This window comes from Lutibacter sp. B1, from assembly GCF_012524075.1.
GTDB lineage: Bacteria > Bacteroidota > Bacteroidia > Flavobacteriales > Flavobacteriaceae > Lutibacter.
The window spans coordinates 86091-101258 of the sequence record NZ_JAAZUI010000013.1 but is presented as its reverse complement, the minus strand read 5'-3'; the positions used below and the strand labels follow the sequence as shown (position 1 = coordinate 101258).

Here is a 15168-nt window from a genome sequence, read left to right as displayed (position 1 = left end):
ATGACGGCGGTGCAGGCAATGGACTCACCATCAGTGACATTACGGTTAACGAAGGTGATGGTACAGCGACAGTTCAAGTAACCTTAACAGGCAATGTACAGGGCGGTTTCAGTGTAGATTACCAAACTGCAGATGGTACAGCGATAGCACCGGATGATTATACAGTACAATCAGCAACACTAACTTTTACAGGAGATACAGGAGAGACCAAAGAGATAGAAGTTTCAATAGCAGATGATACTTTGATAGAACCGACCGAGCGTTTGTATGTGAATTTGAGTAATTTAAGCACTACGCTGATAGGTATTAATGATTCACAAGGAGAGATAACTATTGAGGACAATGACGGAGGAGAAAGTAATGGTATATCAATTAGTGATGCAAATATTAATGAGAATGAGGGTACGGCTACTTTTATAGTTACTTTAACGGGCAATGTTCAAGGTAGTTTTACTGTAGATTTTGCAACTGAAGATGGTACAGCAATTTCACCTGATGATTATATAGCTACCAATGGTATTTTAACTTTTGAAGGAACTACAGGCGAAACTCATGAAATTGCAGTGACTATTGAAAATGATGATATAGCGGAAGGAGCAGAAGAGTTTTATGTAAACCTAAGTAATTTAAGTTCAACATTGATAAATATTATTGATGGACAAGGTGTTGGATATATTACAGATCCCGACATGCAAGTTGCTGATGATTATGCAATTGTGATTGACGGTGGACCAACTCCGATAGATGTATTAATAAATGACATTTATGGACCAGATGATGGAATTGAAAGTTTAACTATTACAAATTCAAACGATGGTTATGTTCAAGTTTCTTTGGATAGTACAACAACAAATTATACCGTCACTTACACTTCTAATGAAGGTTTCTATGGATTAGATACATTTACGTATACACTTACTGTTAAAAATAGTGATGGAAGTTTAAATTCTGTTACTGCCACAGTAACAATTGATGCTATTTTATCTCCAAGTATTGTTGATGATTTAGCAGAAACTGAAGCTAATATTCCTATAGAAATTAATGTTATTGAAAATGATAGTGATCCAGACGGTACTATTAATCCTGAATCATTAACCATAATTGATGAGCCATTAAATGGAGAAGTTACAGTTAATTTAGATGGAAGTATAACCTATAGCCCTGATTTTGATTTTGTTGGAGATGATACATTTATATATCAGGTTTGTGATAATGATGGTTTATGTAATTCAGCACAAGTTACTGTGATTGTTGCTGGAGTTTTAGCAGCAGAATTAGTTATTCCAGAAGGTTTTTCTCCAAATAATGATCAAGTACATGATGTATTTGAAGTAGAAGGATTATCTAACTTATATCCAGATTTCGAAATAGTTATATACAACAGATGGGGTGTGGTTGTATATGATTATCATCATAACGGAGATCCTTTATCAGAACCTATTTGGTGGGATGGATATTCAACAGGTAGGATGACATTAGATAAAGGGAAACAAGTTCCTGTAGGAACCTATTTTTACACTATAAACTTTAACAAAGAAGGTTTTAAATCACGATCAGGATTTTTATACTTAAACAGATAACCCATTTGGAAAGTTATGATAATATTTAAATAACAAGTTATGAAGAGAGTTAAAATAATATTAGGTATACTTACAATTTTGACTATTAATTCTATGCATAGTCAACAGGATCCGCAATACACCCAATATATGTATAATATGCATATAATAAATCCTGCCTATGCTGGTTCTCATGGTACATTAAACATAGGATTATTACATCGTACACAATGGGTAGGGTTAGACGGAGCTCCTAAAACAACAGTTGCTACTATTAATGCACCTATTAAAAAAAATGTAGGGTTAGGGTTTTCAGTTTTTGCAGATGAAATAGGACCAGTGAAAGAACAAAATGCTTTTGTAGATTTTTCATATACAATTCAAACTTCTGATTTTGGAAATTTAGCTTTTGGAGTTAAAGGTGGTTTTTCATTTTTAGATGCTCTTATAAGTAAATTAGATTTAGGTGATAATGAAGAAGATGATGTATTTAAGGAAGACATAAAAGAAACATATGCAAATTTTGGTGCCGGTGCTTTTTATTATACCGATAAATTTTATGTTGGTTTATCAATGCCAAACATGCTTAATCAGTATCATTTAAAGAAAAAAAATGGAGTAATAAGTTCTGCTGCCGAAAAAATGCATTATTTCTTAACTAGTGGCTATGTATTTGATTTAAATGATAATTTAAAATTAAAGCCTTCTGTAATGCTGAAAGGTGTTACAGGATCTCCATTATCAATTGATGTTTCCGGGAATGTTTTGATTAATGAAAAACTTGAATTTGGCTTGGCATGGAGAGTTGATGATTCTGTAAGCGCATTGGTAAATATGGAAGTAGCACCATTAGTTAGAGTTGGTTATGCATATGACTATACAACTACTAATCTCGGAGATTATAATTCAGGATCGCATGAAGTCATTTTATTAATTACCATTAGTAATTCTAGAGCCGGTTTGTCACCTAGATTTTTCTAAAACGGATAATATAAAATTTAAAAAGATGAAAAAAATTACTATAATATTATTAATGCTTTGCGCATATACAGCCAAGGCTCAAATAGAAGGTCCGCAATATAGTGTAAAAAGTATAGCGGCAAATACTATATTATCTAATTTTGGAACTACTTTTTATGGTGAAGATAAACTTGTTTTTGCTTCTCCGACTAAAAGAAATTATATTATTAGTAATGTTTGGAAAGGTAATAATCAACCTTATTTAGATTTGTATATTGGAACAATTACAAATGATGGAGGATTAAAAGATGTTGAAAAATTTTCTAAAGTTATTAATACAACTTTTCATGAAGCTGATGTAACTTTTTCAAAAGATAAAAAAACAGTTTACTTTACACGAAGTAATTATTTTGGTGGTAAATATAGAAAAGATTCACTTGGAATTAATAGAGTTCAAATGTTTAAGGCTACACAAGACGCAAGCGGACAATGGTCAGAAATTTATGATATGCCTTTTAATAACGATAATTATTCTGTTGGTCATCCAACATTAAGCGAAGATGGGAAAACATTATATTTTATTTCCGATATGCCGGGAACGTTAGGTAAAACCGATATTTTTAAAGTTGAAGTTTTTGACGATGGTACTTACGGTAAACCAATTAACTTAGGTCCGGAAATTAATACTCCGGAAAAAGAAATGTTTCCATATATAGCAGGCAACGATGAATTGTATTTCTCTTCGGAAGGAAGAGGAGGCTTAGGAATGTTAGATATTTTTATGAGTAAACTAAATGAAAACGGTGTAGAATTTACCATTCATTTAGATGAACCTTTGAATAGTGAAAAAGATGATTTTGGATTTATAATCAATAATGAAACTAGGGAAGGCTATTTTTCTTCAAATCGTTATGATGGAAAAGGAGATGATGATATTTATTATTTTAAAGAAGATAAACCTGTTGTTATTATTTGTAATCAATCTGTAAAAGGTGTAGTGAAAGATAAAGACACTAAATTATTTCTTCCAGGCACTTCAATTAGCTTATATAAAGACAATGTAAAAATAGATAGCCTTATCACTACTGGAACTGATGCAAAATTTGAATTTCCTTTAGAGTGTGAATCTTCCTATAAAATAGTTGGTACTAAAGAAAATTATCTTGAAGGATTAATATTATTAAATACAACAGATGAAAATGAAAAAGTACATAATGTTGTATTATCACTAAATCAAGATGATGAATTTTTAGTGGTTGGTGATAGGGTTTTATTAAAAATTAATACAATATATTTTGATTTTGACAGATCTGAAATTAGAGAAGATGCTGGAAATGAGTTAATGAAAGCTATTCAAATTATGGAAAAATACCCAGATTTAATTGTTGAGTTTGGAGCGCATTGTGATAGTAGAGGGCCCGATGCATATAATGATAAATTATCTGCAAAAAGAGCAAGCTCAACTGTGAATTACATGTTTGAAAGAGGAATTTCAAGAGATAGACTTACCGGTAAAGGTTATGGAGAAAAAATGTTAACTAATAAATGTGCTAATGGTGTTAAATGTACAGAAGAAGAACATCAAATGAATAGACGCACGGAATTTGTAATTAAAAATCCTGAAGTGATTAGTAGACAATGAAAAAAGAAATTAATTTTGGCAGCTGTAATAAAGAATCATTTTGATACTACTACCGTTGTGGGGACGACAATTATCTCAAATGATTATTGCAGCTGCTTTTTTTAATTGAGTAAAAACTCTTTTAATTGACTATAAACAGCTATTTTTATTGAAGTCTTTTCTTTTTTGATAACCTCTAAAATTTGTCTAGGAAAACCAATTGTTTTATTAATTATAGGTTCTACAACATCTAAAAATTTAACCGGATGTGCGGTTTCTAAAAATATTCCTTGAGCATTATTATTTTCGGAAAAATATTTTTTTAAACCTAAATACCCAATCGCTCCATGCGGATCGGCAGTATAATTAAATTCCTCGTGTAGTTTTGCCATGGCTTTACGAGTTTCTATATCAGTAAAAGAGTACGATGATAAATTTTCTTTAAGTTTAGAATCATCATTTTTATAAATTTCCAAAATTCTTACAAAATTACTTGGATTACCTACATCCATAGCATTTGAAATAGTTTGCTTAGATGGTTTTGGAGAATAAATTCCTGTTTTTAAATAAGTTGGAACTATATCATTCACATTTGTTGAAGCAATAAAATGTTTAATAGGTAAACCTAATTGTTGAGCCATAATGCCTGCGCAAATATTTCCGAAGTTTCCACTGGGAACTGAAAAAACTAACTCTTTATGTTTATTTTTTAGTTGTTTATATGCAAAAAAGAAATAAAACATTTGTGGTAACCAACGGGCAATATTTATTGAATTAGCAGATGTTAAATTAAGTTTTGAAATTAAATCTTGGTCTAAAAAAGCAGTTTTTACCATTGCTTGGCAATCGTCAAAAGTACCGTCAACTTCTAAAGCAGTAATATTTTTACCAAGTGTAGTTAATTGCTTTTCTTGTACATCACTTACTTTTCTGCTTGGGTATAAAATAACAACATTTACACCTTCAACCCCTAAAAAACCACTTGCTACCGCGCCACCTGTATCACCTGATGTAGCAACCAAAACAGTAACTTTCTCAGTATTTTCCTCTTTATTAAAATACCCTAAGCAACGTGCCATAAAACGAGCACCAACATCTTTAAAAGCCATTGTTGGACCGTGAAATAATTCTAAAGTTGAAATATTTTCTTCAATAGGTACAATTGGAAAATCAAAACTCAAGGTTTCATTAATAATTTGTTTTAATTCCTTTTCCGGAATTTCATCTGCAACAAATTGTTTTATTACTTCAAAAGCAATTTCATTATTTGTAAAATATTCTATATGATCAAAAAAATCTTTTTGAAGTGGAATAATTTGTTCAGGAAAATACAATCCTTTATCTGGGGCTAATCCTTTTATTACTGCATCTTTAAAAGATACATTAGGAGCTTTTTTATTTAAACTGTAAAAGTTCATCTTATTTTTTTTCTAAAATTTTTATTCCTTCTTTATTGATTTGTGAAATATGAATATCGTAATCAATTCCAATTTTATCATATACAAATTTCATGGTATTGGCCACATTTTTGGCAGAAATTTCACCTTTACTTAAAGCAAAAATTGAAGGTCCGGAGCCCGAAATGCCACATCCTAAAGCTCCAGCTTTTAATGATTCTTGTTTAACAGCATCAAATGCCGGAATTAAAATAGAACGTATTGGTTCTACAATATAATCTTCTAGTGAACGACCTATTAAATCATAATCTTCTGTATATAATCCACTTATGAGTCCGCCAACATTTCCCCATTGCTTAATAGCATCTTTTAAAGCAATATTAGATTTTAAAATTTTACGTGCATCAGATGTTTTAACTTCTATTTGAGGATGAATAACCGTTGCATAAAGTTCATTTGGAGTTGGTAAACTTATTATATCTAACGGCTGATAACTTCTAACCAAAGTGAAACCGCCAAAAAGGGCAGGAGCTACATTGTCGGCATGGGCAACACCAGTTGCCAATCGTTCTCCTTCCATAGCAAAACGTACCAAATCAGTTTTGCTAAAAGGTTTTCCAAGTAATTCGTTTATAGCCCAAACAACTCCTGCTGAGCTCGCAGCACTGCTTCCTATGCCACTACCTGGTTTAATTCTTTTATCAATTTCAATTTCAAAACCAAAATTTATTTCAATTTCAGATAAAAGTGCTAATGCTGCGATACCTGCGACATTTTTATGAGTTTCTAAGGGTAAATCTTGCCCAATTATTTTAGTTATTTTTACACCTTTTTGTGATACTTTTCTAATAATCATTTCATCACCAACAGTATCAAGAGCCAATCCTAAAACATCGTATCCACATGAAACGTTAGCAATGGTAGCCGGAGCAAATATTTTTAATTCATTCATTTTTTTAAATATTACCAATTCTAATAATATCGGCAAATAACCCTGAAGCTGTTACATCTGCTCCAGCACCTGCTCCCTTAATAATTAAAGGTTGTTCACTGTATCTTGTTGTATAGAAAAGTACAATATTATCTTTACCGTCTAAATTATAAAAAGGATGATTTGCAGGAATTTCTTTTAAACCAACTTTAGCTTTTCCATTATCAAATTCAGCTACATATTTTAATCTGCAATTTTTTACTGAAGCGTTCTTTTGCAACTTATTAAAATGTGTTATTTCTGTTTTTAAAGTTTCCATAAAATCGACTACAGATTTTGCTTCTAAAGAAGACTTTGGTAAAAATGATTCGTTTTCAATATCACTTAATTCTAATTTAGTACCGCTTTCTCGTGCTAAAATTAAAATCTTTCTCATAACATCAACACCGCTTAAATCGATTCTTGGGTCAGGTTCTGTGTAACCTTCAACCCCAGCTTGTTGAACCACATCATAAAAAGAAGTTTCATCATTAAAATTATTAAATATAAAGTTTAAGCTACCGGATAGAACTGCTTGTATTTTAGTCACTTTATCTCCTGAAGCAATTAAATTTTTTAAAGTGTCAATTATTGGTAAACCTGCTCCAACATTAGTTTCAAATAGGAAAGGGGCATTGTATTCTCTTGCTAATTTTTTAAGGTTTACATAGTCTGAATAATTAGATGAACAAGCAATTTTGTTGCAAGTTACCACAGCCACACTTTCTTTTAAATACTTTGAATACAATTTAGAGATACTTTCGTTTGCCGTATTATCAACAAAAATGCTATTTCTGTAATTTAAATCGGTTACTTTTTTAAAAAACACATCCACATCTAATTTTTCAGCATTTTCAAGTTTTGCTTTCCAATTTTCTAAATTGATACCATCTTCATTAAAATACATCTTTTTAGAGTTGGTAAGTGCAATAACTCTAACTTGTAATTTTAAATTATCTATCAAATATTGTTGCTGATTTTTAATTTGTTGCAACAGTTTACCACCTACATTTCCAACACCTACAACAAATAAGTTTAATTGCATTATTTGATTTTCAAAAAACTTTGAATGTAGCGTGTTTAAAGCTTTTTTGATGTCTTTATGTGCAATTACTGCCGAAATATTTTTTTCTGAAGCACCTTGCGCTATTGCTCTGATATTCACATTATTATTACCTAAAGTGCTAAACATTTTACCGCTAATACCTTGGTGGCTTTTCATGTTATCACCAACAACGGCAATAATTGCATTGTTTTTTTCAATAATTAACGGATCAATTTTCTGTTGCTCAATTTCGTAACTAAACTCAGTATCAACAGCTTCTTTTGCCTTTTTGGCATCGGCATTGTTTATGGCGATACAAATAGAATGTTCTGATGAAGCTTGAGTAATTAACGAAACATTAATTTTTTGTAGAGACAACGCTTCAAATAACCGTTTAGAAATTCCGGGTATACCAATCATACCAGATCCTTCAAGAGTAATTAACGCCATATTTTCGATATGACTGATACCTTTTATAGCATCGGTATTTGAAGAAATTTTAGTAATTAAAGTACCTTCAGCTTTAGCATCAAAAGTATTTTTTATGCAAATCGGTATTTCTTTATCTAAAACAGGGTGAATTGTTGGTGGATATAGCACTTTTGCTCCAAAATGTGATAATTCCATAGCTTCTTGATATGAAATATTTCTAATAGGGAATGCTTGTTTTACAAATTTTGGGTTAGCAGTATACATGCCACTCACATCAGTCCATATTTCCAAAATAGAAGCATTTACAGCAGCTGCTATAATTGCCGCAGTATAGTCTGAACCTCCACGTCCTAAAGTTGTTACTTCCCCATTTTCCGATGATGCAACAAAACCGGGAAGTACAACAATTTGATGCTTATTTTCTTTAAAAAAATGAGAGATAGTTTCATTTGTTTTACTGAATTTTACCGAAGCATTTGAAAAATTTTGATTGGTAACAATAAGCTCTTGAGAATTTTTTAATACTACATCTAATTCTGAATACCTCATTGCTTCTGAAATGATGTAAGACGATAGTAATTCTCCAAAACTTACTATTTTGTCGGAAGTTTTAGGAGAAAATTCGTTGATTAGATAGATGCCTTCAAGTGTATTTTCCAATTTATTAAGCATATCTTTTACATGACCAATAACACTACTTTGACTGTTTATAGGAACAAGTTCTCTTATTGCTTGTAAATGGCGATCTTCAATGTTTTTAAATTTCAGTTGGTACTCTTCATTACCACTGCAAGCCAAATTACCGGCATCTAATAACACATCAGTAATTCCTCCTAAAGCTGAAACTACAACAGCGATATTGTCTTTATAGGAACTTTCTTTAACAATTGAGATTACTTTTTTTATATTTTCTGAAGTTGCTACCGAAGTGCCTCCAAATTTTAATACTTTCATAGTATTTCTATATAATTAATATTTTTTTAGAATTAATTTCTTTTTCATTTTTATGAAAAACGAATATATAAACGGATGATATAAATAGAACACAACCCCTAAAGGGTAGTAGTGATAGTTGTAGTAATAGCAATAACAGTAGAACGCATAGAATTTACGTTTTTAGTTAACTGATATGTTTTTGTTATTTGCATTTCACAAATTTAACTATTTTTTTAAAATAACAACCTTTTTTACTAAATTTTAATTAAAACTTAATGTTTGAATATTATTTATGTATTCTAATCATAATTTCAAAGTACTTTTTATAGATAATGAAAAACTCCGAATGTACATTCGGAGTTTTGCTTAATCTAAATCTATAATCACCTGATTTTTAATTAAATCGTTAAAAGTTTCTTGTTTTCTTATCAAATAATCATTTCCATTATACAATAAAACTTCTGCCGGTCTGTAACGTGAATTGTAATTTGAAGCCATTGTGTAACAATAAGCTCCGGCATTGTTAAAACATAGCACATCGCCTTCTCTAATTTCACTAATTCTTCTGTTAGAGCCAAAAGTATCAGTTTCACAAATATATCCAACAACCGAGTAATAACGCTCTCTGCCGTTAGGGTTTGAAATATTATGGATATGATGGTATGAATCGTATAACATTGGTCTGATCAAATGGTTAAAACCACTGTCTACACTTGCAAAAACTGTAGATGTTGTTTGCTTTACCACATTTACATGGGTTAAAAAGTAACCGGCTTCGCTTACCAAAAATTTTCCGGGCTCGAACATTAAAGTTAAGTCTTTACCAAATTCTTTACAAAATGTATTAAATCGTTTAGATAATTTTTCTCCTAACTCTTCAATATTTGTTGAAATATCACCTTCTTTGTATGGCACTTTAAATCCGCTTCCAAAATCTATAAAATCTATTTGAGGAAATTCTTTGGCTGTGTTGAATAAAATTTCGGTTGCAGCTAAAAACACATCAATATCTAAAATATCAGAACCTGTATGCATGTGTATACCATTGATATGCATTTTGGTATTTTCTACAACACGTTTAATATGAGGTACTTGATGAATTGAAATTCCGAATTTTGAATCTATATGTCCTACAGAAATTTTATGATTTCCACCTGCCATAATATGCGGATTGATACGTACACAAACCGGAATGTTAGGGTAGTGGTGGCCAAATTGTTCTAAAATAGAAATATTATCAATATTAATTTGTACACCTAAATTTGCAACTTGCTCAATTTCTTGTAACGAAACTCCGTTGGGTGTGTATATAATATTTTCAGGGTAAAAACCTGCTTCTAAACCTAGTTGAACTTCTTGAATTGACACAGTATCGATACCTGAACTCAGTTTATTGAATAACTTTAGAACACTTATATTAGAATTTGCTTTTACAGCATAGTTTAATTTTAAATTTTTTACTGAAGAAAAGGCTTCTGTAATTCTATTATACTGTGAAATTATTTTATCAGCATTGTATACATATAGCGGACTGCCATATTTTTCAGTTAAAGACAGTAGTAATTGATTATCCATTCATTTTTTTATTTGAATTTCAAAAGTAAACATTCCTTTATTTTTATAAAATATAGTTTCATAAAATAACAATATTTAACATGTTGTTAAATTTATAAACTTACATATTCATTAAAAAAAAACGAAATGAATATCATTTCGCTTTAAAAAAAATATGTAAAAAAGTATTTTATTTAACTCTTTCGGCAGTTATTTTAACAATATTAATAATAACATCGGTTGCCAATTGCATAGATTCGGCAGCTACATACTCATAACGACCATGAAAATTATGACCGCCTGCAAAAATATTTGGGCAAGGCAATCCTTTATAAGAAAGCTGAGAACCATCAGTACCACCTCTAATTGCTTTAATTATAGGTTTTATGTTTAGTTGTTTCATAGCTTCTTCTGCAATGTCAACAATATGCATAACAGGTTCAATTTTTTTACGCATATTGTAATATTGATCTTTAATTTCAACTTCAATTAATTTACTACCCAGCTTTTCATTTAAATCGTCAGCTATTTTTTGAAATAAAGCTTTACGATCTTCAAAAAGTTTCATGTCATGATCTCTTATAATATATTGAAGTTCCGTTTTTTCAACTTCACCTTTCATTGTGTGTAAATGAAAAAAGCCTTCATAACCTTCAGTTTCTTGCGGAATTTCATTTTTAGGTAAACCGGCAATAAACTCATTGGCAATTAGCATAGAATTTATCATTTTCCCTTTTGCATAACCAGGATGCACTATTTTACCATTTACTATAATTTTTGCTCCTGCAGCATTAAAATTTTCGTATTCTAATTCACCAACTTGGCTACCATCCATTGTATAAGCCCATTCGGCACCAAATTTATCTACATCAAATTTGTGAGCTCCTTTACCAACTTCTTCATCAGGTGTAAAACAAACTCTAATTTTTCCATGTTTTATTTCAGGGTGATTAATCAAATATTCCATTGCCGAAACAATTTCGGTAATACCAGCCTTATCATCGGCGCCAAGTAGGGTAGTACCATCAGTTGTAATAAGGGTTTGACCTTTATATAACAGTAAATCTTCAAAATAACCAGGTGATAAAATTATGTTTTCATCTTTATTTAAAACAATATCTTCTCCATTATAATTTGGATGAAACTGAGGTTTTACGTCAGTTCCTGAGTAATCAGGACTAGTATCAATATGAGCAATAAAACCAATGGTTGGTACTTCAAAATCTACATTTGAAGGAAGTGTAGCCATAACGTAACAATTTTCATCAATGGTTACATCATCCATGCCAATTTCTTTAAGCTCATCTACCAAAACATGAGCTAAATTCCATTGTTTTTCTGTACTTGGAAATTCAGGATTTTCAGGATCTGATTGTGTATCTATAGTTATATACTTTACGAAGCGATCTATAATATGTTGCATTTTTTTAAGTTTTTTTCAAAAGTAAGTATTCGAATATGGTTTTACAATCTAATTTTCATAAATTATTGTAAAAATTCTACAGTATTTAATAAAGAAATAGTTTCGCATATTCTACTATTTATATTCTTATTGCCATAAATATCAGAATTTGCGGTAAAATAGTTGTTATTTGAATTTTTTACTAAAATATTAAACTGATGAAACTCAAAACCTTTTTTTTCTCCTTTGACCAAATACCAAAATGCAGGTTTATTCTTAAATTGAATTGAACCCGAATTGACCATTTCTAAATTATTACTTTTAAGAATTGAGTCAGTTTTTTGATAAAAAATAGTATCAAAAGTTAAATTTCCATTGTTAAAAGAAGTATCTAAAATAAATGATTCCGAAAGTTGTTTTGTAGTATCTGCAGTAAATATTTCAGATTGAAATTCATTATAATATAATTCTGATTTCCAATTTATTGGGATATTTAATTTGAAGTTTTTATTAAAATCTGAAATTGATTTTGAATTTTCCAAATTACTTGTTCTACAATCGAATAAATTGCTTAACTCCGATTGATTTTTGCAACTAATAAAAGCGAACAAAATAACTATAAAAATTACACTTTTTTTCATTCAACATACATTTTTGCAATTACTTCATTTCCTGATAACCAAGCTTCATTTTCATTTATAAATCTAATAGCATAAAAACTTTCATTACTTACTTTTTGCCAATTTTTACCTTTATTATTTGAAAAAAAGATGCCATTGGTTGAAACTGCAACAACTTCATTTCCTTGAGTATTTGGTATGTATTGTACACAACTCACATATTTAGGTGGCAAATTTTCTGAAACAACTTTCCAAGTTTTGCCTCCATCAAAAGTAAGTGCTTTGTTGGCATAATTCCCAAATTTATCGGTGTAATCTCCTCCGCATATAATTCCTTGATTTTCATAAAAAAAGGCAACAGAATAAATCCCTGTAGTATTTTTTCCTTGGATAATTGGTGTATTGAAAACTTCCCATGTTTTGCCCATATCAGGAGTATGAAAAACTCTTGATTTGATTCCTCCTGTAGCAATCCAAGCATTTGAACCTACTATGGCTATATTTGTATTGCTGGCTGCAAAGGCAGCCTCACCTTCTTGTATTTTAGGTAAATTATTACAAGGTATTTTTTGCCATGTATTTCCACCATCATGTGTGAGTATAATTGATAAACAGTCTTCCGTAGGATCACCCATAGCTATACCGTTCAATTCATCAAAAAATTGCATAGAATCGTAAAAAACTTTTTCATTCATTTCTTTATAAACAATTGTAATGCTATCATTTTCAAGCTTATAAAGTAATGCAGGATTACCTACGTTTAATATAAAATGTGCTTTATTTGTTGAAGCCAGTGCTCTAAAATGAGGAATTACAGAGTCGGTTTTAATAGTTCTTTTTAAAATTTCTTCCCCTAAATTTGTTAGTATTCCAATATCGCCAATAGAACCTGCGTACATTATTGAAGTATCATTTAAAACCTCAATAGCTCTTATACCGGTGCTATCCAATTTAAATTTTTCGAGTGAAATAGTAATTGTTTGTCTTGGTACATATTTTTTATTACAACTTACTGTAAATGATAGAAATATAATAAATAAGGAATAAATTAGTTTTTTCATTATAAATTGTAGTATTTACAGCAAATGTACTTAATTATTAGGCATAAAAAAAGCAGGTATAAACCTGCTTTTCAATATTTTTTAATAAGTGTTATTTATTGAAATAATCGCTATTAATATACATGTCCTTATCAAATTTTTGATCAAGTTTAGATAAATCTTTTAATGCAATATCATGAGCATTTTTAGGCAAACTCATTCTTCCTGAAAGACCTCTTATATCATCTAAAGCAGCTTTTAAAACTACTTCATTTTCATCGCCAAAAGGTAAAATTTCATTCCAGTAATAATATTCAACAACTTCAATATCCGGTTTAAAACCTCTTGAATAGTCGCTTTCTCCAATTTTGTTATAAATTTGAAAAGCAATAGGCTGCATTGCAACTAAGTGATTTGTATTTGCTGTAGATTGTTTTGTGTAATCCGAATTTGGAGAGTCATATAATGTAATAGATCCAACATTTTTCCCATACGTTTCAGTTCCTACAAGTGTAACAGGAATAAATGGTCTTAACCCATTGATAATCATTTCGCTAGCAGAAGCAGTATCTCCTGAAGTTAATACATACAACCTGTTAACAGTTGTCAATCTGTTTATAGATTCTTCCCCGGTTTTTTCTCCATCTACATTATACACATTTAATTTATCTTCAAAAGTATAGGCTCCATTTTCATTGGAATGTTTGCTGTTAAATTTTAAAACAGCAAAATTGTCGGTTCCTGCGTTTGCATAAATCATACTTGCCAAATAAGCTGAAGTTAGAACAGAACCACCTCCGTTTAAGCGTAAATCCAATACCAATTCGGTTATTCCTTCATTTTTAAAATATTCAAAAGCAGCATTTAATTCATCGTTGTATGAAGATCGAAATCCGTTATACACTAAATAACCCACTTTTTCACCATTAATATCATTAAATACTTTTTTCAAATAAACCGGATCTTCAGATATTTCTGTAGCAGTGATAGTTTTGTCTTCAAGGTAAACAAGTTCACCGTCAACTTCATCAATAAACGATAATGTTACTGTTTCATTCAATAAATTGGCTGATGCACTACTGTAATTATTTGCATTTAAAGTTATACCATCTATTCCGCTAATAATGTCACCTCTTTTAATTCCTGCTAAATCAGCAGGAGAGTCGGGAGCAACATATCTTACATATAAAATTACATCACCGGCATCATTAATTCGCACAGCTTGTAAGCGAAAACCAAAAGATAGTGAGATACCTTGAAATTGTTTATTTTGTTCTACATAATCTTCAATAAACCAAGAATCTCTGTCAACAGCATTTGCTTCACCAACAATTGAGATATGGTTATAACATAAATTATAAAATAAATTCTCAGGACTAGAATAACCGTTTAAATAAGTATAATAATCATCTTTATCATCATCTTTTAAATCTGATAAATTTGAAACATTATCTAACCAGTTGTACCATGAATTCATACCTTTCCATACAAAATCATTAATCTCATTTTCAAGTGTAACTTCATTTGGATTAGGTGTTGGCTCAGGGTCATTATTATTGTTATCACTACAACTTAAAAAAGTTATACTAACCAATAAGTAAAAAACTATTAAATAATTTATTTTTTTCATGT

11 protein-coding genes are annotated in these 15168 nt (G+C 30.3%); 3 read left to right on the top strand and 8 right to left on the bottom strand.

Features of this window, described 5'->3' with window-relative positions:
- The 3 genes from HGB55_RS09325 to HGB55_RS09315 form a co-directional block, all read left to right on the top strand.
- The coding region (locus HGB55_RS09325) for a Calx-beta domain-containing protein (protein WP_168816625.1) at positions 1-1580 on the top strand (1580 nt) is incomplete at its 5' end.
- Between the two features lie 39 nt (positions 1581-1619).
- A complete protein-coding gene (locus HGB55_RS09320) occupies positions 1620-2540 on the top strand; it encodes a type IX secretion system membrane protein PorP/SprF (protein WP_168816624.1) in 921 nt (306 codons plus the stop codon).
- Between the two features lie 25 nt (positions 2541-2565).
- Positions 2566-4161 carry an OmpA family protein gene (locus tag HGB55_RS09315; RefSeq protein ID WP_168816623.1) on the top strand — a complete coding sequence of 532 codons (1596 nt, stop codon included), beginning with the start codon at positions 2566-2568 and terminating at the stop codon, positions 4159-4161.
- 101 nt (positions 4162-4262) lie between these two features.
- On the opposite strand, the gene thrC is transcribed toward HGB55_RS09315, so the two are convergent.
- The 8 genes from thrC to HGB55_RS09275 all read right to left on the bottom strand — a co-directional run bounded on the left by thrC (position 4263) and on the right by HGB55_RS09275 (position 15166).
- Positions 4263-5558, bottom strand: coding sequence for a threonine synthase (thrC, locus tag HGB55_RS09310; RefSeq protein ID WP_168816622.1), 1296 nt, complete (start codon positions 5556-5558; stop codon positions 4263-4265).
- Position 5559: 1 nt separating this feature from the next.
- The gene (locus HGB55_RS09305) at positions 5560-6489 is read right to left on the bottom strand and encodes a homoserine kinase (protein ID WP_168816621.1); all 930 of its coding nucleotides are present in this window, start codon (positions 6487-6489) and stop codon (positions 5560-5562) included.
- A 4-nt stretch (positions 6490-6493) separates the two neighbouring features.
- Positions 6494-8938, bottom strand: a complete 2445-nt coding sequence (thrA, locus tag HGB55_RS09300) for a bifunctional aspartate kinase/homoserine dehydrogenase I (protein ID WP_168816620.1) — start codon at positions 8936-8938, stop codon at positions 6494-6496.
- 348 nt (positions 8939-9286) lie between these two features.
- Positions 9287-10495 carry a diaminopimelate decarboxylase gene (lysA, locus tag HGB55_RS09295; protein WP_168816619.1) on the bottom strand — a complete coding sequence of 403 codons (1209 nt, stop codon included), beginning with the start codon at positions 10493-10495 and terminating at the stop codon, positions 9287-9289.
- 169 nt (positions 10496-10664) lie between these two features.
- Entirely contained in the window at positions 10665-11897 is a 1233-nt protein-coding gene (gene pepT / locus HGB55_RS09290) for a peptidase T (RefSeq protein WP_168816618.1), read from the bottom strand.
- Positions 11898-11959: 62 nt separating this feature from the next.
- Positions 11960-12517: a hypothetical protein gene (locus tag HGB55_RS09285; protein WP_168816617.1), complete on the bottom strand. Its 558-nt coding sequence runs from the start codon at positions 12515-12517 to the stop codon at positions 11960-11962.
- Entirely contained in the window at positions 12514-13557 is a 1044-nt protein-coding gene (locus tag HGB55_RS09280; protein ID WP_168816616.1) for an oxidoreductase, read from the bottom strand. Before HGB55_RS09280 ends, HGB55_RS09285 begins: the two co-directional genes overlap by 4 nt.
- A 91-nt stretch (positions 13558-13648) precedes the next feature.
- Positions 13649-15166 (bottom strand): S41 family peptidase, encoded by a 1518-nt coding sequence (locus tag HGB55_RS09275; RefSeq protein ID WP_168816615.1) that lies wholly within the window; start codon positions 15164-15166, stop codon positions 13649-13651.
- Between the last annotated feature and the right edge of the window lie 2 nt (positions 15167-15168).

What these genes read in the sequence shown, in the direction of transcription:
- HGB55_RS09320 (WP_168816624.1), top strand. Translation starts at nt 1,620, where the DNA reads ATGAAGAGAGTTAAAATAATATTAGGTATACTTACAATTTTGACTATT.
- HGB55_RS09315 (WP_168816623.1), top strand. Translation starts at nt 2,566, where the DNA reads ATGAAAAAAATTACTATAATATTATTAATGCTTTGCGCATATACAGCC.
- thrC (WP_168816622.1), bottom strand. Translation starts at nt 5,558, where the DNA reads ATGAACTTTTACAGTTTAAATAAAAAAGCTCCTAATGTATCTTTTAAA.
- HGB55_RS09305 (WP_168816621.1), bottom strand. Translation starts at nt 6,489, where the DNA reads ATGAATGAATTAAAAATATTTGCTCCGGCTACCATTGCTAACGTTTCA.
- thrA (WP_168816620.1), bottom strand. Translation starts at nt 8,938, where the DNA reads ATGAAAGTATTAAAATTTGGAGGCACTTCGGTAGCAACTTCAGAAAAT.
- lysA (WP_168816619.1), bottom strand. Translation starts at nt 10,495, where the DNA reads ATGGATAATCAATTACTACTGTCTTTAACTGAAAAATATGGCAGTCCG.
- pepT (WP_168816618.1), bottom strand. Translation starts at nt 11,897, where the DNA reads ATGCAACATATTATAGATCGCTTCGTAAAGTATATAACTATAGATACA.
- HGB55_RS09285 (WP_168816617.1), bottom strand. Translation starts at nt 12,517, where the DNA reads ATGAAAAAAAGTGTAATTTTTATAGTTATTTTGTTCGCTTTTATTAGT.
- HGB55_RS09280 (WP_168816616.1), bottom strand. Translation starts at nt 13,557, where the DNA reads ATGAAAAAACTAATTTATTCCTTATTTATTATATTTCTATCATTTACA.
- HGB55_RS09275 (WP_168816615.1), bottom strand. Translation starts at nt 15,166, where the DNA reads ATGAAAAAAATAAATTATTTAATAGTTTTTTACTTATTGGTTAGTATA.